Source organism: Salinisphaera aquimarina, from assembly GCF_042643355.1.
GTDB classification, from domain to species: domain Bacteria; phylum Pseudomonadota; class Gammaproteobacteria; order Nevskiales; family Salinisphaeraceae; genus Salinisphaera; species Salinisphaera aquimarina.
This window is the reverse complement of sequence record NZ_JBHRSS010000003.1, coordinates 1303096-1326599: the sequence shown is the minus strand read 5'-3', so window position 1 is coordinate 1326599 and position 23504 is coordinate 1303096. Positions and strand designations below refer to the sequence as shown.

The 23504-nt window shown below is 66.2% G+C and carries 18 protein-coding genes; 6 read left to right on the top strand and 12 right to left on the bottom strand.

Annotated elements, in window-relative coordinates; translation table 11 throughout:
* Nucleotides 1-91 precede the first annotated feature (91 nt).
* Nucleotides 92-1042: a LysR substrate-binding domain-containing protein gene (locus ACFOSU_RS09610; RefSeq protein WP_380688855.1), complete on the bottom strand. Its 951-nt coding sequence runs from the start codon at nucleotides 1040-1042 to the stop codon at nucleotides 92-94.
* A gap of 101 nt (nucleotides 1043-1143) precedes the next feature.
* Between ACFOSU_RS09610 and ACFOSU_RS09605 the strand changes: the two genes are divergently transcribed.
* Entirely contained in the window at nucleotides 1144-2118 is a 975-nt protein-coding gene (locus tag ACFOSU_RS09605) for a DMT family transporter (protein ID WP_380688853.1), read from the top strand.
* Here the strand turns inward: ACFOSU_RS09605 and ACFOSU_RS09600 are convergent.
* From ACFOSU_RS09600 to fdhD, 4 genes are all read right to left on the bottom strand, one after another.
* Nucleotides 2099-4300, bottom strand: a complete 2202-nt coding sequence (locus ACFOSU_RS09600) for a TRAP transporter permease (protein WP_380688851.1) — start codon at nucleotides 4298-4300, stop codon at nucleotides 2099-2101. The genes ACFOSU_RS09605 and ACFOSU_RS09600 overlap by 20 nt on opposite strands.
* A gap of 7 nt (nucleotides 4301-4307) precedes the next feature.
* Nucleotides 4308-4808 (bottom strand): DUF1850 domain-containing protein, encoded by a 501-nt coding sequence (locus ACFOSU_RS09595; protein ID WP_380688850.1) that lies wholly within the window; start codon nucleotides 4806-4808, stop codon nucleotides 4308-4310.
* A gap of 56 nt (nucleotides 4809-4864) precedes the next feature.
* Nucleotides 4865-6010, bottom strand: a complete 1146-nt coding sequence (locus ACFOSU_RS09590) for a TAXI family TRAP transporter solute-binding subunit (protein ID WP_380688848.1) — start codon at nucleotides 6008-6010, stop codon at nucleotides 4865-4867.
* Between the two features lie 179 nt (nucleotides 6011-6189).
* On the bottom strand, nucleotides 6190-7074 hold the full coding sequence (gene fdhD / locus ACFOSU_RS09585) for a formate dehydrogenase accessory sulfurtransferase FdhD (RefSeq protein WP_380688846.1): 885 nt from the start codon (nucleotides 7072-7074) through the stop codon (nucleotides 6190-6192).
* Between the two features lie 125 nt (nucleotides 7075-7199).
* Here fdhD and ACFOSU_RS09580 point away from each other — a divergent pair, with 125 nt between their 5' ends.
* A complete protein-coding gene (locus ACFOSU_RS09580; RefSeq protein ID WP_380688844.1) occupies nucleotides 7200-8153 on the top strand; it encodes an AEC family transporter in 954 nt (317 codons plus the stop codon).
* A gap of 61 nt (nucleotides 8154-8214) precedes the next feature.
* Here ACFOSU_RS09580 and ACFOSU_RS09575 read toward each other — a convergent pair whose 3' ends face one another.
* The 6 genes from ACFOSU_RS09575 to mobA all read right to left on the bottom strand — a co-directional run bounded on the left by ACFOSU_RS09575 (nucleotide 8215) and on the right by mobA (nucleotide 15588).
* A complete protein-coding gene (locus tag ACFOSU_RS09575) occupies nucleotides 8215-8715 on the bottom strand; it encodes a DUF1641 domain-containing protein (protein ID WP_380688842.1) in 501 nt (166 codons plus the stop codon).
* A gap of 35 nt (nucleotides 8716-8750) precedes the next feature.
* On the bottom strand, nucleotides 8751-11747 hold the full coding sequence (gene fdhF, locus ACFOSU_RS09570; protein WP_380688840.1) for a formate dehydrogenase subunit alpha: 2997 nt from the start codon (nucleotides 11745-11747) through the stop codon (nucleotides 8751-8753).
* 147 nt (nucleotides 11748-11894) lie between these two features.
* Complete coding sequence (locus tag ACFOSU_RS09565; RefSeq protein ID WP_380688838.1) at nucleotides 11895-12029, bottom strand: MFS transporter small subunit; 135 nt, start codon at nucleotides 12027-12029, stop codon at nucleotides 11895-11897.
* A gap of 88 nt (nucleotides 12030-12117) precedes the next feature.
* Entirely contained in the window at nucleotides 12118-13479 is a 1362-nt protein-coding gene (locus ACFOSU_RS09560) for an L-lactate MFS transporter (protein ID WP_380688836.1), read from the bottom strand.
* A 171-nt stretch (nucleotides 13480-13650) separates the two neighbouring features.
* The gene (moeA, locus tag ACFOSU_RS09555; RefSeq protein ID WP_380688834.1) at nucleotides 13651-14928 is read right to left on the bottom strand and encodes a molybdopterin molybdotransferase MoeA; all 1278 of its coding nucleotides are present in this window, start codon (nucleotides 14926-14928) and stop codon (nucleotides 13651-13653) included.
* A gap of 69 nt (nucleotides 14929-14997) precedes the next feature.
* Complete coding sequence (gene mobA / locus ACFOSU_RS09550; RefSeq protein ID WP_380688832.1) at nucleotides 14998-15588, bottom strand: molybdenum cofactor guanylyltransferase MobA; 591 nt, start codon at nucleotides 15586-15588, stop codon at nucleotides 14998-15000.
* 159 nt (nucleotides 15589-15747) lie between these two features.
* On the opposite strand from mobA, the gene ACFOSU_RS09545 reads away from it, so the two are divergent.
* On the top strand, nucleotides 15748-16503 hold the full coding sequence (locus ACFOSU_RS09545; RefSeq protein WP_380688830.1) for a DUF4197 domain-containing protein: 756 nt from the start codon (nucleotides 15748-15750) through the stop codon (nucleotides 16501-16503).
* Between the two features lie 91 nt (nucleotides 16504-16594).
* Here the strand turns inward: ACFOSU_RS09545 and ACFOSU_RS09540 are convergent, their stop codons facing one another.
* Nucleotides 16595-17167, bottom strand: a complete 573-nt coding sequence (locus ACFOSU_RS09540; RefSeq protein ID WP_380688828.1) for an HNH endonuclease — start codon at nucleotides 17165-17167, stop codon at nucleotides 16595-16597.
* Between the two features lie 194 nt (nucleotides 17168-17361).
* On the opposite strand from ACFOSU_RS09540, the gene ACFOSU_RS09535 reads away from it, so the two are divergent.
* Genes ACFOSU_RS09535 through ACFOSU_RS09525 form a run of 3 tightly spaced genes read left to right on the top strand, consistent with a single transcriptional unit; the run spans nucleotide 17362 to nucleotide 23242 of the window.
* On the top strand, nucleotides 17362-18537 hold the full coding sequence (locus ACFOSU_RS09535; RefSeq protein ID WP_380688826.1) for an efflux RND transporter periplasmic adaptor subunit: 1176 nt from the start codon (nucleotides 17362-17364) through the stop codon (nucleotides 18535-18537).
* Nucleotides 18537-21623 carry an efflux RND transporter permease subunit gene (locus tag ACFOSU_RS09530; protein WP_380689238.1) on the top strand — a complete coding sequence of 1029 codons (3087 nt, stop codon included), beginning with the start codon at nucleotides 18537-18539 and terminating at the stop codon, nucleotides 21621-21623. Before ACFOSU_RS09535 ends, ACFOSU_RS09530 begins: the two co-directional genes overlap by 1 nt.
* Nucleotides 21620-23242, top strand: coding sequence for a TolC family protein (locus tag ACFOSU_RS09525; RefSeq protein ID WP_380688823.1), 1623 nt, complete (start codon nucleotides 21620-21622; stop codon nucleotides 23240-23242). The genes ACFOSU_RS09530 and ACFOSU_RS09525 overlap by 4 nt, the downstream gene beginning before the upstream one ends.
* Nucleotides 23243-23504: the final 262 nt, after the last annotated feature.

Below are 23504 nucleotides of genomic sequence, written 5' to 3'. Positions count from 1 at the left end.
GTGGGGCGCGCGCGGACAGCCGAACGCACAGCGCCTGATCGCTTGCAGGACGCCCATGCTACAACGCCAGGCCTTGCCGGGGCAGCCCGCCCTAGCTCCGATACGCCATCACCGGGTCGGTCACGCCGAACGCCTCGACCTCGCCGATCAGCCAGTCGATGAAGGCGCGCGCCGGCGCGGGCGCCTCGCCCTCCAGCGGCAACAGCAGGTCATAGATACACGGTGACGCCATGGCGGTCTGGGGGTCGAACGGCGCCACCAGCACCCCGCTGGCCAGACGATCGGCCACCACCACGCTGCTCGCCAGCGCGACCCCGCGGCCCGCGATGGCCTGATCCAGGGCCAGCCCGAACAGCGAATAACGCTGGCCCGCACTGGCGTCGACCTGGGGCGCACCGGCAGCGTCGAGCCATTCACGCCAGCCCGGAAACGCCCTGTTTGTCGCCGATCGCCAGGCCACATGCAGCAGCCGATGGCCGGCCAGGTCCGCCGGCGTGTGCAGCGGCGGCCCCTGCGCCAGCAGCCGCGGCGCACACACCGGAAACAGCATGTCATCGAGCAGCTTGACCGTGCGCACACCGGACCAGGGCCCGCGGCCATAGCGAATCGCCAGACGCGCGCCGTCGCCGTGCCACTCGGGCGCGGTGAGCCGCTGGCTGGCATCGAGCGCAATCTCCACGTCCGCGTACTGAGCTTCGAACTCGGCCAGCCGCGGCAGCAGCCAGTGCTGGATGAACGACGGCGGCGCGCTGACGGTGAGCCGGCTGGCGGCGCGATCGCCGCGCGCGGCGGTGTAGGCAGCGGCCATATCGTCGAGGGCGTCATCGACGGCGCTGGCCAGACGTTGTCCACGCGTGTTGAGCCGCACGCCATGGGCCTGGCGTTCGAACAGCGGTATGCCCAGATGCTGCTCCAACTGCTTGACCTGGCGGCTGATCGCACCGGCGGTGACATGCAGTTCCCCGGCCGCGCTCTTGAAGCTCTCGTGGCGCGCGGCGGCCGCGAATGCCCGCAGTGCGTTCAGTGGAAGCCGTTCGTCCATCACATGAGTTTTCCTGAGCCTCGCCGGTCAGTTTAATCGTTTGCCCGCGAGCACGCGCGGTGCTCCACTATGCGCCTTCTGTTACCGACCGCAGCACTACGATGGCATACGCCTCGGCCACCACCGCACCCGTCACACCCGTCGTCGCCCGCCGGGCCCTGGACATGCAGGGCAGCCTGCTGATGCTGGTGTTCTGTCTCGCCCTCGGTCTGCAACAGGTCGCGATCAAGTGGGTCGCCGCCGATATCACGCCGCTCGCCCAGATCGGGATTCGCTCCCTGCTGGCCGCGCTGCTGGTGATTGCCGTGGCTTATATGCGCGGCGTGCGTATCGCAGACGCGCGCGCGGTGTTCTGGCCGGGTGTGGCGGTCGGCATCGGCTTTGCCAGCGAATTCTGCTTCGTGGCACTGGGGCTGGGTTTTACGACCGCATCGCATATGTCGGTGTTTCTCTACACCGCGCCGGTATTCGCCGCGCTCGGGCTGCATTTTCTGGTGCCCGGTGAGCAGCTCACGCTGCGCCACTGGACCGGCATCGCCATCGCTTTCACCGGCATCGTCTGTGCGATGGCGCCGACCGGATCGAGCGTGGGCGGCCCGCCCGTGCCCGATCTGATCATCGGCGATCTCCTGGGTACGATGGCCGGACTGGGCTGGGCCGCGACCACGGTGGTCATCCGCACGACGCGACTGTCCGAAGAACGCCCGGTATTGACCCTGTCCTATCAGTTGAGCATCGCGGCCTTCGCGCTACTGACCATCGCCGTGCTGCTGGGCGACATGGCGTCGATCCAGATCACCCCCGCCGTCATCGCCAGCATGACCTTTCAGACGCTGGGCATCGCCTTCGGCGTGCTGCTGCTCTGGTTCGCGCTGCTGCGCCGTTACCTGGCCTCGCGCCTGGGCGTATTCTCGTTCCTGTCGCCGGTGTTCGGCGTGGCCTTCGGCGCCCTGCTGCTCGGCGATCCGCTGACCTGGAATTTCATCGCCGGCGGCGTGGCCATCATCGCCGGGGTCGTTCTGGTCAGCGTACCGGGCAAACGCCGCGCCCGAGAGACTAGCCGGCCGAGGCGGTAGGCGTTGCCGCGCGCCCGGGCGGCGACGTGGGCCGGCCGACCAGAAACAGCAATACGGCGATCGCGCCCCCCACACTGTCGCTGACCCAACCCGGATAGATCAGCGCCAGCGCACCGACGAGCGCGAGTAGCCGCCAGAACACGTTCAGCTCCGCGCGCAGATAGCCTTCCACCGCGATCGCGAGCAGCAGCACGCCGACCACGCCGGTGGCCGCGACCGTGGCGACGCTGAGCCAGGTGGCATCGATCATGAGCATGCTGTGGGCGAACACGAACATATACGGCACGACGAAGCCGGCAATGGCGAGCTTCATTGCCTGGATGCCGGTGGCATTGGGGGAGCCGCCGGAGATGCCCGCACCGGCGTAGGCGGCCAGTGCGACCGGCGGCGTCAGGTTGGCGAAGATGCCGAAATAGAACACGAACATATGGGCCACGAAGATGGCCGTGTCGTTGCTACCCGCCAGTTCGCGAAACAACGGCAGGTTCAGCAGGATCGGCGCGGCCATGGTCGAGGTGATGATGTAGCAGGGAATACTCGGCAGGCCCATGCCGAGCACGATCGACGCGCCCATTGTCAACGCGAGCGTGACCAGCAGGCGCACCATCTCGGAGGGGATCGCCTGGCCGAGACTGACCACCGCATCGGCGGCATCGAGCGCGATGCCGGTGAGCGTTGCGATGCCGACGATGATGCCGACCGCGCCGCAGGCGATCGCCACCGGGATGGAGTTGCGCACGCCTTCCACCATCGCATCGCGACAATCGGCAATATCCATGATTTCGGATTCCACCGGCAGACGCGAGCGGATCGCGTTGATCGCCACCGGCAGCGCGATGATCGCGAACAGCCACAGGCGGCTGTCGGAAACGCCGGGCACCGCGCGGCCATCGAAGAACGCCATGATCTGCGGCTCGAAGATGAGTGCGGCGAGTATCACGGTCAGGCCGACCACGAGACGACGCGTGCCGCAGATGAGAATGGTCGCCGCGATCGACCAGAACGCAGCGAAGAACGGCGCGCGGCCGTCGAAGATCAACCACAGCAGAATGACCATCGGCACCAGCAGATGGCCGCGCTTGAGCATAACGTCCTTGAGTGGCGTCAACTCGGAGCGGGGAATGCCCGACAGCCCATTGCGCAGCGCGCGCAGGTGCACCTGGAACAGAATACCCAGATAGAACAGCAGCGCCGGGATGATGCCGGCAAGCATGACCTGGGTATAGGCCACGCCCAGCACCTCGGCCATGATGAAGGCGGCCGCCCCCATGATCGGCGGCAGGATCTGGCCACCCACGCTGGACGCCGCCTCGACAGCGCCGGCGAAATTGGCCTTGTAGCCGGTGCGCTTCATCAGCGGAATGGTGAACGCGCCGGTGGTGACCACGTTGGCGATCGCGGACCCGTTGATCGAACCCAGAAACCCACTGGCGATCACCGCCACCTTCGCCGGCCCGCCACGCGAGGGCCCGGCCAGGGTCAGGGCCAGATCGTTGAACAGCTGCCCCAGCCCGGACTTGACCAGAAACGCGCCGAACAGGATGAACAGAATGATATAGCTGGCCGAGACCGCGATCGCGGTACCCAGCAGCCCTTCGGTGATATACACCAGATGCGACACGATCTGGCGGGTGGTGGCCAGTACGATGGCCTGGCTCCACTCCGGATACAGCGACAGCTTGGCGTAGAAGCCGTAGGCCAGAAAGATCGCCGCCAGACCCGGCAGGCCCCAGCCGGTGACCCGGCGGGCAGCGTCGATGACCAGCAGCAGCGCGGCCAGCCCGACCCACATGTCGAGGGTGTTGATACGCCCCGCCGACATGATCACCCGATCCGAGGCGAACACCATGTAGCAGCCGATCGCGAAGGCCGCCACCGCGAACAGCACGTCCGCCCAGGGCACGCGATCGCGCGCGCTTTTCTTGGTCAGCGGATAGAGCACGAAGGTCAGACCGAGCAGCACGTAGAGATGGATGCTGCGCTGGACCACGTCCACCAGCGGCCCGGAGAACGACGTGTACAGATGAAACAGCGCCAGTAGCACACAGACCACGGTCACGAAGCTCATCACGCCCCGCGGCAGACCGTCGCGCACCACGCTTTCGCGATCGTATTTCTCCAGCGTCTCGCGGGAGGCGATTTCGGGTTCGACGGTAACGCCGGTGTCCTGGGATTGGCTCATAGATTAGTCAGGATTGGAGGCGCCAGCCGCGCCACAGGGCACCGGCGACGCGGTACAGCGGGGCACGCGTGTTGGAAAAACTCAGAATCGGCTCGCTGCCGGGCTTGGACAGCAGGAACCAGCGGCCGCCATAGCGCATTCGATAATGCTCGGCACTCGCCGCCTGCACCGCCAGCGGGTCGACCACGCGGTCGATACCGCGCATCACGACCCAGCCATTCTCCAGCGTGGTCGCGCGCCCGGCGTGGGCGGGCACGCCGGCGCCAAACGTCTTGAAGCGGGTGGCAACGATCTCGATCGCCTGATCACGCACCGCGAACTCCTCGATCCAGTCCTCTTCCTCGACCGAGTGGGTCCAGCGCAGCGAAAAATGCGTGCCGTCGCCGCCGCGAAACGCGTACCGCAGCGCATCGCCTCGACTGACCAGCAGCCAGGGCTGCGGCCAGCAGAGCGCGGCGACGAGTGCCACGACGACACCCGCCACCAGCGCAATAACGGGCCGCTTCACGGCACCGGCGTCGGCTACGCGACGCGGTCAGGCGCTGCGATCGCCATGGCGCCGGATCAGCCGGCCTGGGCGTCGCCGGATTCCGACGACCCGGCGTCGTCGCCGCTGTCCCCGGCTTTCTGATCCGACGTGTCACCACTGTCGCCCATGTTCTTGTAGAACGACTCGGCGCCCGGCGCCAGCGGCACGACCAGATCCTTGCCCATGGTGCTGCGATCGAACGTCTTGAGCGCGCCGACCGATACCTTGTCGGTGCCCAGATAATCGTAGAACCGCTTGGCCAGATCCTTGGCGACGGCGTCGTCCATCGACGCGGGCACGATCAGGATGTTGCGGATCGCCACCGTGTTGACGGCCTTGTCCAGGTCGTAACGCTCGGGCGCGCTGGCCGGGATCTCGAACTTCTCGTAGTACGGATATTTCTCCAGCAGCTTGCTGGCGGTATCGCCGTCGACGTTGACGAAGGTGACGTCGGTATTCTGCATCAGCCCGGTGATGCTGGAATTGGGCACGCCGGAGGTGAAGAATGCGGCGTCGATATTGCCGTTGCTCATACCGGTCACACTGTCGGCATAGCCGGTGTGGCTGACCTGGCCGAGGTCGTCATAGCTCATGCCGGCGGCTTCGAGCACCTTCTTGGCGCTCTGCTCCACGCCGGAGCCGACCTTGCCCACACCGATACGCTTGCCCTTCATGTCGGCAACGCTGGTGATGCCGCTGTTGGCGGTAGCCACGATCTGGACCACGTTCGGATACAGACCGGCAATGGTCTTGATATCGGCCTTGCGGCCCTCGAACTGGTTCTTGCCGTTGATGGCATCGAACGCCACATCGCTCATGACCAGCGCCATCTGATTGGTGCCGTCCTCGATGTTGTTGATGTTCTGCACCGATGCACCGGTGGACACCACCTGCACGTTCTTGACCTGGTCGCTGTCCTCGAACACCTTCTTGAGCGCGCCGCCAATCGGGTAATAGCTGCCCGAGGTGCCGCCGGTGCCGAAGATCAGGTTGACCGGCTCAGTGCCGGCATCGGCGCTGCCGGCGTCGGCGCTACTGGTGGCATCGCTGCTGGTGGCATCCGCCGAGCTCGATGACGCATCGCCGGCGCCGTCGTTGTCGTTTTCGTTGCTGCCGCAACCGGCAAGCAGCAGACCCGACAATGCAATCGTCGCGGCCCAGATAAAGGCACGGTTTGACATGAGTTCACCTCGTTGTTTGATCGAAATATGGCGGCCGCGACGATATCCCCTGTTCGCGGCGCGCATTGTATCTGGCGGGCGATCGCCCATCGGATCGCATCACAGCCCCCATCAATAGCAGAGGCCCGTGATCATGATCAATGCGGCGATAGTGTCATAACTCGCGTCATGCCTGCGCGTCAGTCATCACCCGGGGCCGCGCCGGGCGTGCCATCGACGCCTTCGAACCGGGCAAATCCGGCGTAGACATTGAAGCGATTGGCGCGCAGAAAACCGACCAGCGTCGTGCCGAACTGCTCGGCCAACGCGACCGCGTAGCTGCTCGGCGCGGAAATCGCGCACACCACGGGCACCCCGGCCATGACGCTTTTCTGCAGCAGCTCATAGCTGGCCCGGCCGGACAACATGACGATATGCTCGCTCAGCGGCAGCCGGTCGGCGAGCAGCGCGGCGCCAATGAGCTTGTCGAGTGCGTTGTGACGGCCCACGTCCTCGCGACTGTCGAGCAGCGTGCCCGCACCGTCGAACAGACCGGCCGCATGCAGACCGCCGGTGGACTGGAACACGCCCTGATCCGCATGCAGCCGATCCGGCAGTGACAACAGCAGTTCCGGCGTGAGACGCAGCGGCGTGCCGGCCGGCGTTCTGGCCGAGCCGGGCTGCGGCGGCGAAAAACTCGGCTTGCCGCAGACGCCGCAGGCACTGGTCGCCAGCGTGTTGCGCTCCACCCGGTCAAGGCGCGCGCGCGCCTCGGGCTTGAGCATCAGGCGCATCACGTCGTCTTCGCCGGGGGCAGGCTTGAGATAGACGATATCGTCACGTGAGCGGATCACGCCCTCGCCGTGCATGAGCCCGGCCACCAGCTCGCGATCGGCGCCGGGGGTGCGCATGGTGATCAACGGATCGGCGCCGGCGACGTGGATTTCCAGCGCCCGTTCGACGGCGAGCGCATCGTCGCGCGGCGTGAACATGGCGCCATCGAATGCCTGGATACGCACCGCCTGCCGTGACAGACCCGTGTCGCTGCCATCGGTACGGTCGGGGTCGTGGGAGGTGATCGCCATGCCGTTACGGTAACCGATGTGGGGCGCCAGGCGTGACTCGCGAGCGCGCGGCGTGTCGGCAGCACGGCCAGTCGTTACAATCCGCGCTCGCCGCCGCCCTGTCCCGCGCTCCACGGTTCTTCTGAATGAATCTCGCCGCCGTTTTTCTGCAAACGCTCAACGTCACGCTGCCCGTCTTTTCGATGGTGTTTCTGGGCATCGGCCTGCGCCGCGCCGGGTGGATCGATGACGCCTTCATCAATACCGCCTCGACGATCGTGTTCAAGGGCAGCATGCCGACGCTGATCTTTCTGAGCATCGTGCGCGCCGATCTGGATACCGCCCTGTTGCCGGGGCTGATGTGCTATTTCGCCTTCGCCACCGTGGTCAGTTTCGTTCTGTCCTGGCTATGGGCAATCTGGCGGGTGCCGCGCGCCGAACGAGGTGTCTATACCCAGGGCGCCTTTCGCGGCAATTGCGGCATTGTCGGGCTGGCACTCGCCGCGAGCATGTACGGCGATTTCGGCCTGTCGGCCGGCGGCATTCTGGTGGGCGTGGTCATCCTGCTCTACAACGCGCTGTCGGTGATCGTGCTGACCTGGTATCAGCCCGACCAGAGCGCGGACTGGCGCTCGATCGCGCGCGGCATTATTTCCAACCCGCTGATCATCGCGACCCTGATGGCGATCCCGGTCGCCGCCACCCGTTTTCCGATCCCGGAATGGATCATGACGTCGGGCGAGTATTTCGCCAGTCTCACCCTGCCGCTGGCGCTGATCTGCATCGGCGGCACGCTGTCGGTGAGCGCCCTGCGTCAGGCCGGCTGGCTAGCGTTCTCGGCGGCCACCGCCAAGATGGTCGTGTTCCCGGCACTCGCCACCGCGCTCGCCTGGGTGATCGGTTTTCGTGACGAACAGCTGGGCCTGCTGTATCTGTATTTCGCCGCGCCGACCGCCGCGGCCAGCTTCATCATGGTGCAGGCGATGGGCGGCAACGCGCGGCTGGCGGCCAATATCGTCGCGGTGAGCACGCTGTCGGCGAGCGTCACCATCTCCGCCGGCGTATTCCTGCTGACCGCCTTCGGTGTGATTTCCCACTAGCCGCCCAATCGTGCGGCGGCCTATCGAACCGCGGTGGCGCGCAGGCATAACCGCGCCGTCGTCAGTCCGACTTCTTGTCGCGGTCGGGGTCGGCGCTGTCTTTCCGGGCCGCCGAAAACGCCTTGACGCCGGCAATCACCGGCGACAGCGTGGCCCAGAGTTCCTTGTCATGCAGCAGCTTGAATACGCCGGTCACGCCGGGCGGGTTGTACGGCGTGTCCTCGGTCGCCCCCTCGCCGGCCGTCGTCATACCCTTGTTCGCCGCCTCGAAGGTGCGCTCCAGCTGATCCGGATCGATCTTGCCCAGCTGCTTGGCGACCACCAGCAGGTTGCGCATGCCGGCATGGCCTTCGGCCGTGTTCATGCCGTCCACGGCAATCGATGAAATCTGCGGAAACGCGCCTGCGAAATCCTTCAGCCAACGCAGGATGCCGGAGTCGTGGAGTTCGTCGAGCAGCGCGTTGACCTCGGCCAGCCGGCCTTGCAGATGCTCGATCTCGGCTTCGGTTTCCGGGCGAAACTGACGCGCCTCGGCGGGGCGGTAATGAATCTGTTCTGCCATGACATGAGCCTCGAAAAGATATTGGATGCGACCGATTACAGCCCGCTGCCCGTGGGACGCAGTTTGGGCGGACGCTCGTAGTCGTCGCGCTGCCATTTGCGGTTCACCTCGACGCCGCTGGTCGGATGACGCGGCTGGTTGCGCTGGTTGTTGGCCTTGAGCGGCGGCCTGCCGTCGACTTCGAGCACTTCCAGGCGCACCGCCAACTCCTTGTAGGCCGGGGTATCCGTGTCCTTGTCGGTCACCGAGCTGGTGAGCACGTTGATCGCCTCGATGTTCTTCTTGCCGTGCATGGGCATGTAGAGCTGGCGACCCTGTACCCGATCGGTGACCTCGACGCTGACCTTGATCGCGCCGCGCCGCGAGATCAGACGCACGGTCGAGCCGGCCTTGACGCCGCGTTCCTCGGCCAGCTGCGGCGACAGCTCGACGAAACTCTGGGCGATCTTGAACACGATGCCCGGGCTTTCATCGGTGAGGTTGCCTTCGTGGAAATGCTCCAGCAGGCGGCCGTTGTTCAGATGCAGGTCGTACTCGTCGTCGAGCTGATCGGTGGGCTCGTTCCACTGCACCGGATGGAAACGGGCGTTGCCATCGTGGAAATGGAACTCGCCGTCGTTGTAGAGACGCTCGTGCCCGGAGCCGTCGTCACGCACCGGCCACTGCTGCGACTTGAAGCCGGCCAGGCGCTCGTAGGTCACCCCGCTCATCAGATCGCTCAGCGCGGTCGCCTCGGCCATGATCTCGCTGGGGTGTTCGTAGTGCCAGTCCGCGCCCATCGCGCGCGCCAGCTCGGTATGGATCTGCCAGTCGGGGCGCGCATCGCCCAGCGGCGGAAATACCTGGTACAGCCGCTGGATACGGCGCTCGGTATTGGTGAACGTGCCTTCCTTCTCCACCGACGGGGTCGCCGGCAGCACGACGTCGGCGTACTCGCAGGTCCGCGAGAAGAACATGTCCTGGACGACGAAGAAGTCGAGCTTCTCGAAGGCCGCCTGCACGTGCTGGGCGTTGGCATCGACGATCGCCATGTCCTCGCCCGCGACGTACATCGCCTTGAGCTTGCCGTCGTGCACGACATCGACCATCTCGTGGTTGTCCAGGCCCTTGTTGGTCGACAGCGTCACGCCCCAGGCGTTTTCGTACCGGGCCCGGACGTCGTCGTCGGAAACGAAGTCGTAGCCGGGAAAACGATCCGGCATGCAGCCGAAGTCGCTGGCGCCCTGGACGTTGTTATGGCCGCGCATCGGATAGCCGCCGGTGCCGAAGCGCTCGACGTTGCCGGTGAGCACCAGCAGATTGCACAGCGCGGTGGCGGTGTCCGCGCCCATGCTGTGCTGGGTCACGCCCATCGCCCAGACGCCGCACATGGTGTCGGCTTCGATGATCATGTCGGCGATACGCTGCAGTTCCTCACGGCTCAGGCCGGTGCGCTCGACCGCGAACTCGAAGGTGAACGACGCCAGGCTTTCCTTGTAGTCGGTGAAGCGCTCGACGTGATCGCCGATGAAGTCCATATCGGCATGGCCGTTGTCGATGATGTACTTGGCGACCGCGTTCAGCCAGATCAGGTCGGTGCCCGGCGCGGGCTGCACGAACAGATCGGCGCGTTCGGCCATTTCGTGGCGGCGCAGATCCGCGACGATATGCTTCTGGCCGCGTAGTTTGGCGGCGCGCTTCATGCGGGTGGCGATCACCGGATGGCTCTCGGCCGTGTTCGAGCCGACGATCAGCAGCAGCTCGGAGGCTTCCAGATCGGCGATCGAGCCGGTATCGGCGCCAAAGCCGACCGTGCGCCACAGGCTTTCGGTGGCCGGCGCCTGGCAGTAGCGCGAGCAGTTGTCGATATTGTTGGTGCCGATCACCGCACGGGCGAACTTCTGCATCAGATAGCCCTCCTCGTTGGTGCACTTCGAGGAGGCGATGAAGGCCAGCGCATCCGGGCCGTGCTCGGTCTTGATCTCGTTGAAGCGGCGGGCGATGAGCGCGTACGCCTCGTCCCACTCGGCTTCGCGAAAAGCCCCGTTGGCGCGGATCAGCGGCTTGGTCAGGCGTTTCTCGCTGTTGATATGGCCCCAGCCGAACTTGCCCTTGATACAGGTGGAGATGCCGTTGGCCGGCGCTTCGGGCTGTGGCTGCACCTTGAGCAGATCGCGCCCGCGCGTCCACATCTCGAACGAGCAGCCCACGCCGCAATAGGTGCACACGGTCTTGGTGCGCTTGAGCTCGGTCTCGCGCATGGCCGCATCGACCTCGGAGACCGCGAAGATCGGCGCGAAGCCGGTGGTGTGCTCGGCGGCCTTGACCAGATCGATGGCGGCGCGTCCAAGCTGCTGGTACGGGCCGCGTGCCTGCGGGGAAAGCGCGGTCATCGGCCCGAACTTGCCGATCGCGGTCTTTTCCATCAGCGCGTTGCAGGGGCAGACCGTCACGCAGTGGCCACAGGACACACAGGAGGAATCCTCGATGGCGACATCGTCGTCCCAGATTACGCGCGGGCGATCGCGCGACCAGTCGATCGACAGTGTTTCATTGACCTGCAGGTTCTGACAGGCCTCCACGCAGCGGCCACAGAGAATGCACTGGTCCGGGTCGTAGATATAGAACGGGTTGGAATAATCCTTCTCGTAGGGCTTGCCGCGAAATTCGTAGTGCTGGCCCGGCACCTTCATGTCGCGCACCGTATTGTGCACTTCGCAGTTGCCGTTGTTGTTGTCGCAGACCGAACAGTAGAGATCGTGGTTGGAGGCCACGCGATCGATGCCTTCATGACGGGCTTCGCTGGCTCGGGCCGTGTCGACCTTCACATCGAGGCCCGGCTTGACCGCCACCCCGCAGCCGCGCACCAGATTGCCGTCGACTTCGACGAAGCAGGTGTCGCAGGTCTGCACCGGCCCGAGGCTCGGGTGATAGCACAGATGCGGCAGATAGATGCCACTGCCCTCCAGCGCGTCGGGCAGCAACTGGCCCTGCCGAGCGGTAATCGCGCGTCCGTCGACGGTGATCTCGATCTGCTCGGCTACGTCATCCATTCCAGTCTCCTGAGTTCGGTGCCTTGTATACGCATTATCCGGGCCCAGCGGTTGCCGCGTGCTCGCGGCCATAAAAAACGGCCCGCCGTGACAAGCACGACGGGCCGCGGGCGATCGACTGATCGCCGATCAACGAGCCGTTGTCGGTTAACCCGTGAACAGTCGCAAAGCCTTGACCAGGGTTTCGATAAAGCCCCACAGGGCCGGAATGGTCACCATCGCCCAGAGGGCTGCGATCTGCCATGTCGGCGTCTTGGCCACGGCGCTTGAGTCGGTAGTCATGATTGTCTCCTGCATGATGCAAACCCTTCAATCCGTAGATTCATGTAGGGACGGACAAGCGCCCGTCCCTACCGGGAGTCCGTGATGCTTAGTCGGGGTTGCTGGTATCGCCCTGGTAATGATGCTTCTCGGACACCGGCCGGATCAGCAGATTGCAGACCAGGCCGATCGCCAGCAACAGCACCATGATGTGCAGCGTCGTGGTGTAGGCATCGGCCGGTAACACACCCGCCTCGATACGCCCTTCACGCACCTGGTTGAGCAACACCGGACCCACCACGCCGGCCGCCGACCATGCGGTGAGCAGGCGGCCATGAATAGCGCCCACATGCATGGTGCCGAAGATATCCTTGAGGTACGCCGGCACCGTGGCGAAACCGCCGCCGTACATACTCACGATCACGCAACAGGCGAGCACGAACAGCACGATGTTGCCGGCCGCGGCCACGCCGGGCACGAACCAGTACAGCACCATGCCGATCACGAAGAAACAGACATAGGTCATCTTGCGGCCGATGTAATCGGAAATCGACGCCCAGATGAAACGGCCGCCCATGTTGAAGATCGACAGCACGCCAACGAAGCCGGCAGCCGCCGCGGCACTCACGCCGACCATCTCCTGGGCCATCGGCGACGCCTGTTCGAGCAGGGCGATACCGGCGGTCACGTTCAGGAACAGCACCAGCCAGATCAAATAGAACTGCGGCGTGCGCATGGAGTCGTTCACGTGCACATGATGGCGCGTGATCAACTTGTGCTGCTTACCGTCACGTTCCGGATCGAAGCCGGCCGGCGCCCAGTCCTTGGCCGGAATACGCACGATCAGCGCGCCGATCATCATGAACAGGAAATAGATGATGCCCATGGCCACGAACGTCGAGCCGACGCCGACCGTGTCCGGCGTACGGAAGAACGCCATCAGGCCGGTGGCCAGCGGCGAGCCGATCATCGCGCCGCCGCCAAAACCCATGATCGCCAGCCCGGTGGCCAGACCCGGACGGTCCGGAAACCACTTGATCAGCGTGGATACGGGCGAGATATAGCCAATGCCCAGACCGATACCGCCGAGCACCCCGTAGCCGAGATAGACCAGCCAGATCTGGTGCGTCCAGACACCGAAGGCCGAGACGATGAAGCCGCCGCCGAAACAGGAGGCCGCCAGGGCCATCGCCTTGCGGGGGCCGACGCGTTCGAGCCATTGCCCACCGAAGGCCGCCGCCAGCCCGAGCACGGCAATCGCCAGCGAAAAGATCCACGCCAGGGTCGGCTGGGACCAGTCCTGCGGGCCGGATTCGGTGACCCCGATAATCTTCGTCAGCGGGATCTTGAATACGGAAAATGCGTACACCTGCCCGATGCACAGATGGATACACAGGGCCGCGGGCGGCACCATCCATCGGCTGAATCCGGGTTTGGCAATGATACTGGACTTGTCGAAGAAGCCGGCCATAATTCCCCCTGCTGAAAGCACGAAATCGCCGCGTGGGCGCCCATGTCGTTGCATGAGCCTAGCATCGATCATGGCGGGCACAGCCGGCGCTGCGACCAAAGTCTAGGCAGACTATTGAATCGCGCGCAAAGCAACGGGGAGGCTATCGGGGATGGGCGTCGCGAACGGCGATCAGTCGGCCGGATGATCCCATATCGCCTGCGCAAACGGCTCGACCACGACATCTGTCCCGGCCGCGACCTCGCCCAGTTCGGCGGGCAGCACGATGAAACAATTCGCCGCACTCATCGAACGCATGACGCCGGAGCCCTGGTGGTCGATCGCGCGCACCCCCGGCGTTGTCCCGTCCATTTCCATGCGGGCGCGCAGAAAGTTCTCGCGGCCGGGGCGCTTGTCCAGCGCGGTACGCGTGGGCAGGACGAACCGTGTGGCCGGTGCCGGCGTGCCGCCGGCCATGCGTACCAGCGCCGGGCGCACCAGTTGCAGGAACGTCACCGCCGTGGACACCGGGTTGCCGGGCAGGCCGAAAAAACGGGCGTCGCCCACGGTGCCGAACGCCAGCGGCTTGCCCGGCTTGATCGCCACCCGCCAGAAATCGACCCTGCCCTGTTCGCCGAGCACGTCGAGCACGAAATCGGCCGCGCCCACCGACACGCCGCCACTGGTGACGATGGCATCCGCCGTCGACGCCTTCTTGAAGGCCGCGCGCAATGCCTCGGGCGAATCGCCGACCACGCCCATGTTGATACCGTCCATGCCGAGTTCGTCGAGCAAGGCGGCCAGGCCGTAGCGATTGCTGTCGTATATCTGGCCCGGCTCGATCGGCCCGTCGATCGGACGCAGTTCGTCGCCGGTGGAGAAGAACGCCACCCGCGGACGCCGGAATACGGCGACCTCGGGTCGGCCGATCGAGGCCACTACCGCGATATCCGCCGGGCGCAGATAGGTACCCGCACTCATCACCGCGTCCCCGCGAGCCAGATCCTCGCCCGCCGGGCGCACGTTGCTGCCGCGCGCCGGCACGGTGTCGATGACCACATGGCTGTCGTCGGTGCGGGTGTTCTCCTGCATCACGATGGTGTCCACACCGGGCGGGACCACGGCGCCGGTCATGATGCGAATGCATTCGCCGGGCGCCAGCCGTCCGTCGAAGGGATGGCCGGCAAAGCTTTCACCCACCACACGCAGGCGAGCACCGTGCTCGGGCGCATCGGCGGCGGCAAAACCGTAACCGTCCATCGAGGAATTGTCTGCCCCCGGCACGTCGATATCGGACTGCAGATCCTCGGCCAGCACCCGATGCAGGGTGTCGGCCAGAGCCACGCGCTCGGTCTCCACCACCGGCGTGATCGCGGCGATGATACGGGCACGGGCATCGGCCAGAGGCATCGGCCGGTTGTCGGGCTGGGCATCCGGACGAAACCCGGATTGCTCGGAAGACTCGGACATAAAAGAACCTGCTCGTGGAATGGCGCGCAAGGACGGATTGACGCCGCGCGACGCCGGAAGGGGCCGAAGCTACTGGAGCCGCTCGGCCAGCGCCCGGGCGTCGTCTTCGGAGTTGATATTCGCAAAGCCGGCGCAGTCCGGCCAGTCGACGGTGACCGTACTGAGCCGATCGTGCCACTCGCTGACCGCGCGCACGCCGGCAAACAGCGCGGTTTCCAGATCGGCCAGCACATCACGGCGCATCAACGCATGCAGCGGCTGGACCCGATCCTCGCAGCGTGCCACCGCCAGCTCCGTCGCCGGGCGCATGGCGTCGGCCAGACAGGGGGCCAGATCGGCCGGCATGGCCGGCGTGTCCACCGGCACGATCAACACATACGGCGTGGTGGCGGCACGCAGCACGCTGACGATCCCCGCCAGCGGCCCGCGAAACTCGTCGCTGTCGTCGACGTGCACCGGCAGGTTGAGAGCACGATAACGCGCAAGCGAGCGGTTGGCGCTGATCACCGCGCGGGCGCATTGCGTCTCGACGCGCGCCAGCGTGTGTTCGATCAGCGGGCGCCCGCCGATCTCGTACCAGCCCTTGTCGATCCCGCCGAGGCGGCGCCCTTCGCCGCCAGCGAGAATTCCGGCCGTGATCTGTTCGCGGGTCATATCCATACGCAGGCATCTTGGCCCGCATTGCGCGAACGGGCAATCCGCAGCGCGGACGATCGATGGCATGCGCATGGCGATCCGATTGCCTTGTCCGCAAGCGTTAGCGGCAACGGCATGTCGACACGCTATCATTCGCCCCCTACTTGATCGCGAGAGAGCCGCATGCGACGCGTATTGATCCATCTGATTGCCACCGGCGCCCTGTGTGCCACCACTGCCGTTGGCGCCCAGGGCCTGGGCGATCGTTTCAAGCAGTTCGTGGGCGGCATGGACGGTAGCTCCAACAACAGCGCGGCGACCCAGCTGCCGGAAAGCGACGTCGTATCCGGTCTCAAGGGCGCGCTCGCCGACGGCGCATCCACCGCGGTCACCCAGCTCGGCCAGACCGACGGCTTCTGGGGCAACCAGGCACGCCGCATCGCCCTGCCGGGGTGGATGGGCAAGGCTTCAGGCATGCTGCGCGGTGCCGGCTACGGCGACCAGATGGACGGGCTGCAGCTGTCGATGAATCGGGCGGCGGAACAGGCCACCGCCGAGGCCGGGCCGATCGTGCGCGAGACCATCAACAACATGAGCGTGGCCGACGCCTACAAGATCCTGCAGGGCTCGGACACCGCGGCGACCGACTATCTGCGCGATCACTCGGGCGACGAACTGGCGGCCAAGTTCGAACCCATCATCAAGCGCACCACCGCCGAATCGACGGCCGTATCGCGCTACGAGTCACTGACCTCCCAGGCCAAGCCGATGCTCAAGTTCGTTCCCGGCATCAACCTGGATCTGAACGACTACGTCACCCAGCAGGCACTCGACGGCCTGTTCACGGTGATCGGCCAGCAGGAAACCAGAATTCGCCAGAACCCGGCTGCCACCGGCAGTGCCATCGTCAAGAAGGTGTTTTCGACGGTGTCGAACTAGGCGGCGATTTCGAGAGGCTGCGCATCAGTATCGAGCAGCTTCTCTTGCATCGGTATTCCACTCTGCGCTCATCGGCGGATGAACTGTCTTCTCAGGCGTCGAAGCGCGCCTCGCGCCTGGGCGCCAGCCGCTCCAGGAACGCCTGCTGATCGGCCAGGATGCGGCGGTTGGCCAGGATCAGCCATTCGGCGAGATTGGGTTCGTAGGGCAATGCCAGCAGGGTCATGCCGGCCTGCTCCGGGGTGCGATCATCCTTGAAGCGGTTGCAGCTCTCACAGGTCGAGACCACGTTGGTCCAGGCATGGGCGCCGCCCTTTGAGCGTGGCACCACGTGCTCGATCTGCATCTGACCGAACGACAGCCGGGTGTTGCAGTACAGGCACAGACCACCGTCGCGATGAAACAGCTCGCGGCGCGTCAATGCCGGCACCAGATTGCGGGCGAAACGATGCGAGCGGTCGCGTACCGCGATGATCGAATCGATCGCTATCCCGCTACGCGCACCGGTTTCGCGCGAACGTCCGCCACGCAGCCATATCTTCTCGCTCCCGGCTTCCCAGGCAATCTTGTCGGTGAAGTAGAGACTCACCGCCTCGCGCCAGCCTACCCATTCCACGGGCAGACCACCGGCATCGAGCTTGAGTATGCGTGGAATGATGGCCACGTATCGCATCCTCGTTGGGTGCCATGAACGTACATCCTGTCACGGCCTTGTGACCGCGCCTTGACGCGGCTCATCCTTGTTTTACCGGATAATTAACGTGTCGCGCAACGCTTTTGGATGCACGCGACCGGCAGACCCGGTTTCATCTACACTCCTGCGATGCGCGCCACCGAGCTTTTGGAACGATCCCTGGCATGAGTCTGCCCCGTCTTTTCCTTGCGATCGCTGCTATCGCGGTGCTCGCTGCCGGCGCCTACTGGATAGTCGACGGCCCAACGGTCGGCACGCCGGCCAGCGCCGTACGCGTGGCGGTACAGACACAGCCCGTGGAACACGGTGCGCTCGAGGACGTGCGCGAATTCTCCGGCAGCCTGGAAGCCCACGCCGTGCTCACGGTGGCCCCCAAGATCGCCGGCCAGATCGAATCGGTCGCGGCCGACATCGGCGATCGCATCACGCCCGGCGACCGTCTGGTAACGCTCGACGACGACGAATATCGACAGGCGCTGGCCGAAGCCGAAGCCGGCCTGGAAGTCGCCCGCGCCCAGCTCGCGCAGGCACGCAGCGATGCCGGCACCGCCTCGCGCTCGCTGCGTCGCGTGCGGTCGTTGCACGAGCGCGGCATTGCCGCCACCGCGGAACTGGATGCGGCCGAGGCCGACGCCGCCAACGCCAATGCCAACGCGTCGGTGGCGCGTGCCACCATCAGCGAAGCCCAGGCGCAGGTGGAGACCGCAAGGGTACGACTGGGTTATACCGATATCAGAGCCCACTGGCCGGGCGACGACGCCGAGCGCGTGGTCGGCGAGCGCATGGCCGAACCCGGCGATACGGTGGCCGCGAACACACCGCTGTTGCGCATCGTCTCGATCACGCCGCTGACCGCGATCATCCAGGTGCCCGAGCAACTCTATACCCGGCTCAGGCACGGCCAGGGCGCGCGCCTGCGCGTGGCCGGCGCGGCGGATGCGGCATTCGAGGCGCGCATCGAGCGCATCGCACCGGTATTCGACCCGGCCACCCGGCGTGCCCGCGTCGAACTGGCCGTACCCAATGCCGAGCACCGGCTCGCCCCCGGCATGTTCGTGCAGGTGGGCCTGGTCGCCGAGCGGCTCGACGATACCGCCATCGTGCCGCGCACCGCACTGGTGACCCGCGGCGGGCGCCAGGGCGTATTCATGGTGCAATCCGGCGACGCCGGCGGCGCGATCGCCCGATTCACCCCCGTGAGCGTGGCGTTCACCAACGGCGCGCGGGCCGCCCTGCATGAACCGGCCGATCTGAGCGGCGAGGTCGTCACCCTGGGTCAGGCCCAGCTCGAAGACGGCATCGGCATCGCCCCCGATGGCCCCACGGACGACGCGCCGTGATGAATTCGGTGCCGGCGTTTTCGGTCGCGAGGCCGGTGACGACCTGCATGATCATGGCGATCGCGCTGCTGCTGGGCGGCGTCGCGCTCACCCGCCTGCCCGTCGACCTGCTGCCCAATATCGAGACGCCGACGCTGACGATCTCGGTCGACTACGAGAACGCCTCGCCCGAGACCATGGAAGAACTGGTCACCCGCCGCGTGGAACAGGCGGTCGCGGCCACGCCGGGCCTGGAGGAGATGGAATCCAGCTCGGTCGAGGGGCGTGCCGATGTCACCCTGCGGTTCGGCTGGGGCGTGGATATCGACGAGGCCGCCAACGATGTGCGCGACCGCCTGTTCTCGGAGCTCGACGAGCTGCCCGACGATGCCGGCCGCCCCCGGCTGCGCAAGTTCGACAGCGCCGACCTGCCGGTGATGGGGCTCGGGCTGGCCAGCGGTATCGACCCGATCGAGCTGCGCCGGCTGATCGACAACCAGCTCTCCTACCGGCTGCAACAGCTGCCCGGCGTGGCCGCGGTCGAGATCTGGGGCGAGCCGGAGCGCGAGATTCAGGTCAATCTGGATATCGACCGCGTGCGCGCGCTGGATCTGTCGCTCACCGATATCCGCGACACGCTGGCGGCCGCCAACCGCAATCTGCCCGCCGGCTCGATCGAGATCGGCAACCAGGAACTGGTGCTGCGCACGCCGGGACGCTTTGCCGATCTCGACGATCTGCGCCGGGCGGTGATGCTCACCCGCGACGGTACCCCGATCACGCTCGGCGATATCGCCACCGTCGTCGACACCCAGCAGCGCGAGGAACGGCTGGTGCGCATCAACGGCGAGCGCGGCGTACGCATGGGCGTGCGCAAGCAGTCGGGGGCGAACACGGTGGAGGTCGCGGCCCGGCTCACGCGCGAGATCGCAACCCTCAACCGCGAGTTTCCGCAGGTCCGCATCTCGCCGTTCTTCAATACCGCCGACTACATCAACCGCTCGATCAGCAACGTCACCCACGCGCTCATCTACGGCAGCGTGCTCGCCTTCGTGGTGCTGCTGGTGTTTCTCGGGCATGTGCGCGCCGCGCTGGCGGTATCGCTGGCGATCCCGGTGTCGCTGATCGCGACCTTCGCGCTCATGTACGGCGCCGGGTTCACCATCAACCTGATGACCCTCGGCGGACTCGCGCTTGGCGTGGGCATGATGGTGGATTCCGCCATCGTGGTGCTGGAGAACATCCAGCGCCGGCGCCACGAACTGGGCGAGGACCTGCTCACCTCGGCGGTACGCGGCACCGAGGAGATCACCGGCGCGATCATCGCCAGCACGCTCACCACGCTGGCCATCTTCATTCCCATGCTGTTCGCGCGCGAACTCTCGGGGCAGCTGTTTCGCGAGCTGGCGATCGTGGTCGCGTTTGCGCTGGCCAGCTCGCTGGTGGTGGCGCTGTCGGTGATGCCGATGATCACTGCCCGCGCGATCGGCGTGCCGCGCGCGCCGCGTTCCCAGCGTCTGCAACGCCTGTTCGGCACCGCCTCGCGGGCGTATGGGCATCTGCATGACGGCTACGCCCGCGCCCTCGATGCCGCGCTGGCCGCACCCCGGCTGGTGGTGGCGGTCGCAGCCATCGCCAGCCTTGCCGCACTGGCCGGATTCACCCAGCTGGGCACCGAATTCATGCCGTCCACCGACGAGGGCGAGGTGCGTGTGAGCCTGGAGATGCCGCCCGGCACGCGCCTGGCGCTCATGGATGCCCAGACCAAGAAAGCCGAAGCCATCGTGCGCCGCGAGGTGCCGGACGCGGTGGCGATCGTGACCACCGTCGGCAGCGGCGGCTACCGCGCCGAGGCGGGTGCGGAGGCGGATATCCGTATCGAGCTGCCCGGCTCGGCGCTGCGTGGCCGGTCCAGCAGCGACGTGGCCAGCGATCTGCGCGCCGCGATCGGGCCGATGGCGGATACCGACGTGCGCGTGCGCACCCGCCAGCCGTTCTTCTTTCGCATGCTCAGCGGCGGCGGCGAGGACGAGAGCCTGCAGATCGAAGTCCGCGGCTATGATTTCAAGGTGCTGGAACAACTCTCCGAACGGGTTCAGAAAGCGGTGGCGGGCGTGCCCGGCATCACCGACCTGCGCGCCTCGCGTTCCGGCGGTGCGCCGCAGCGCGATATCGTCATCGACCGCGCCGCCGCCGCCGACCGCGGGGTGAGCGTCGAGGCCATCGGCCAGACCGTGGAAACCGCCATCGCCGGCACCAACGCCGGCTATTTTCTCGACGCCGGAGATGAAGTGCGGATTCGCGTGCAGCTGGCCAATCCGATGCAGGCCACGCCCGCACAGATTCTCGATCTGCCGGTGCCGGATGCCGACGGCGGCCGCGTGCATCTGGGCGACGTGGCCGATATCGCCGAGGCGATCGGCCCGATCGTGATCGACCGCAAGAACCAGCAGCGCCTGATCACCGTCTACGCCAACATCGCCAATCGCGATCTGGGCTCGGTGGTCGGCGATGTGCAGACCGCGCTCGACGACGTCGCCCTGCCGGCCAACTACGATATCCAGCTGGTGGGCGAATACGAGGAACAGGTTGAGGCATTCCGCGAACTGGGCATCAACGTGGCCCTGGCCCTGCTGCTGGTCTATATGGTGATGGCGTGCCTGTATGAATCGCTGGTCGATCCACTGATCGTGATGGTGACCGTGCCGCTGGCGCTGATCGGTGTGGTGGCCACGCTCGCGGCCACCGACACCAGCCTCAACTCGCAGTCGCTGCTGGGCTGTCTCATGCTCATCGGCATTGTCGTCAACAACGCGATTCTGATCGTCGACCAGGCCAATACCCTCCAGCATGACGGCATGGACGCGCTCACCGCGGTACGCGAGGCCGGGCGGCGCCGTCTGCGCCCGATCCTGATGACCGCGGCCACGACCGTGTTCGCGCTGGTGCCGCTGGCGATCGGCGTCGGCGAAGGCTCGGAATCCCAGGCGCCGCTGGCGCGGGCGGTGATCGGCGGCATGACCACCTCGACGCTGATCACGCTGGTGGTGATCCCGGTGGTCTATGCCGGCGTGCACCGCGCCTGGCCGGCCCGGACGGCATCGTGACGGTCCGGCGAGCCATGGCCATGGCCATGGCCACGCTGCTCGGCGTGTGTGCGCTGACTGCCCTGCCGGCGTCGGCGTTTTTCGATCCCGAGGCGCTGGTCTGGCCGGAAGAACCGATGCCGGAGCCCTCCGATAGCGCGGCTGCGCCGCAACCGGCGCCGCAGCCCACCATCACGGACAGCGCCGGCCGGCTCGATCTGTCGGTGGAGAAAGCGGTGGCGCTCGCGCTGGAGAACAATCCTTCGCTGCGCGCCCAGCAGCAACAGCCGATCATCGCCGGCACCTTCGCCGACGTCGAGCGCGCGGTGTTCGACCCCAGCGTGTTCGCCAACGTCGAGCGCTCGCGCGAGGTCGCACAGCGGGTATCTGAGGATATCCAGTCGAACTTCAACGTGCGCAGCAACCAGGACACCGCCGAAGTGGGCGTGCGCCAGCTGCTGCCGACCGGCACCGAACTGGAACTGAGCCTGGAACAGGATCTGTCCGAGTCCAACCGCTCGCCGCGTCAGGCGGGCACACGCGCGGGGCTGTCGATCACCCAGGCGTTGCTGCAGGGCTTCGGCATCACCAGCAACCTCGTGGCCCTGCGCCAGGCCCGCACCGACACGCTGGCCTCGGCCTATGAACTGCGCGGCTTCGTCACTGCCCTGGTGGCCGACGTCGAATCCACCTACTGGGATTATCTGGGCGCGCGCCGGCGTATCGATATCCTCGACAACGCGCTCGAGGTCGCCGACCAGCAGTCCCGTGAAGCCGAACTGCGCATCCAGGCCGGCACCGTGGCCGAGATCGAGCGGGCCGCGTTTGCGGCCGAGGCCGCGCGCCGCCAACAGGACCTTATCGACGGCCGCGCCGAGGCGGATCGGTTGCGTACCCGCCTGCTGCAGCTGACCAGTCTGCCCGGGCAAACCGTGTACGAGCGCGCCGTCACCCCGGTGACGCCGGTACAGGCGGACGCGGCAGCGCTGGACCAGCCCGCCGACTACGTCGCCCTGGCCCGCGACCGGCGCCCGGAGCTCAACCAGGCGCGGCTCGACGTCGCCCGCAACGAACTGGAAGTGGTCGCCACCCGCAACGGCCTGCTGCCACGGCTGGATCTGTTCGTCACGCTCGGCCAGACCGGCTTTGCCAGCAACTACGGCGCGGCCTATTCCAATCTCGACAACGGCGATACCTACGACCTGTCGGGGGCGCTGGAATTCGAGTACCCGCTGGGCAACCGCGCCGGACGGGCACTGGCACGGCGCGCGAAGGCCAGCACCGAGCAGGCGCGCGCCAGCCTGGACAATCTGGGCCGCGTAATCGAGGCCGAAGTACGCTATGCGGTGATCGAGGCCCGGCGGGCCGCGGCCCAGATCGATGCCTCGGCCGCCACGGTGCGCTTGCAGGAACAGACGCTGGCGGCAGAGAAAGCCCGCTTCGATGTGGGTCGTTCGACCGCCCTGCTGGTGGCACAGGCACAGCGCGACCTGCTGAGCGCGCGCCTGAGCCGCATCGATGCCTTCATCGCCTACCGGCAGGCCCTGATCGACCTGCATGTGGCCGACGGCAGCCTGCTCACGCGACGCCTGATCGACGCACCGGGCGCGTTGCCGCCCACGCTGGCCTGGAGGAACTGAAGAAAGACAATAATCGCGGCGGCGGTTAAGAGACCGGCCGGCGCAGCGCGCCGGCCGGAAGCCGCGATTGCACAACGATCAAGTAAGGTGGTGCGCGGGCGCATTGGAGGAGAACAACACGGCGCTGGGATCGCTGTACGCCTGAGTTAATGCAATACGGATGCCAACTCTGGTCGCTCGGTGACGATCGAACCCATATCGATCGCCGGCAAACAGCTTGAATAAGGCCTGCCGGCCGGCCGACCCGGCCGAAAAACAATCA

Excerpts from the sequence above, each read along its gene's own strand:
- ACFOSU_RS09580 (WP_380688844.1), top strand. The coding sequence starts at position 7,200 with ATGAATCTCGCCGCCGTTTTTCTGCAAACGCTCAACGTCACGCTGCCC.
- ACFOSU_RS09530 (WP_380689238.1), top strand. The coding sequence starts at position 18,537 with ATGAATTCGGTGCCGGCGTTTTCGGTCGCGAGGCCGGTGACGACCTGC.
- ACFOSU_RS09535 (WP_380688826.1), top strand. The coding sequence starts at position 17,362 with ATGAGTCTGCCCCGTCTTTTCCTTGCGATCGCTGCTATCGCGGTGCTC.
- ACFOSU_RS09565 (WP_380688838.1), bottom strand. The coding sequence starts at position 12,029 with ATGACTACCGACTCAAGCGCCGTGGCCAAGACGCCGACATGGCAGATC.
- moeA (WP_380688834.1), bottom strand. The coding sequence starts at position 14,928 with ATGTCCGAGTCTTCCGAGCAATCCGGGTTTCGTCCGGATGCCCAGCCC.
- mobA (WP_380688832.1), bottom strand. The coding sequence starts at position 15,588 with ATGGATATGACCCGCGAACAGATCACGGCCGGAATTCTCGCTGGCGGC.
- fdhD (WP_380688846.1), bottom strand. The coding sequence starts at position 7,074 with ATGGCGATCACCTCCCACGACCCCGACCGTACCGATGGCAGCGACACG.
- ACFOSU_RS09560 (WP_380688836.1), bottom strand. The coding sequence starts at position 13,479 with ATGGCCGGCTTCTTCGACAAGTCCAGTATCATTGCCAAACCCGGATTC.
- ACFOSU_RS09610 (WP_380688855.1), bottom strand. The coding sequence starts at position 1,042 with ATGGACGAACGGCTTCCACTGAACGCACTGCGGGCATTCGCGGCCGCC.
- ACFOSU_RS09575 (WP_380688842.1), bottom strand. The coding sequence starts at position 8,715 with ATGGCAGAACAGATTCATTACCGCCCCGCCGAGGCGCGTCAGTTTCGC.
- ACFOSU_RS09590 (WP_380688848.1), bottom strand. The coding sequence starts at position 6,010 with ATGTCAAACCGTGCCTTTATCTGGGCCGCGACGATTGCATTGTCGGGT.
- ACFOSU_RS09605 (WP_380688853.1), top strand. The coding sequence starts at position 1,144 with ATGGCATACGCCTCGGCCACCACCGCACCCGTCACACCCGTCGTCGCC.
- fdhF (WP_380688840.1), bottom strand. The coding sequence starts at position 11,747 with ATGGATGACGTAGCCGAGCAGATCGAGATCACCGTCGACGGACGCGCG.
- ACFOSU_RS09545 (WP_380688830.1), top strand. The coding sequence starts at position 15,748 with ATGCGACGCGTATTGATCCATCTGATTGCCACCGGCGCCCTGTGTGCC.
- ACFOSU_RS09600 (WP_380688851.1), bottom strand. The coding sequence starts at position 4,300 with ATGAGCCAATCCCAGGACACCGGCGTTACCGTCGAACCCGAAATCGCC.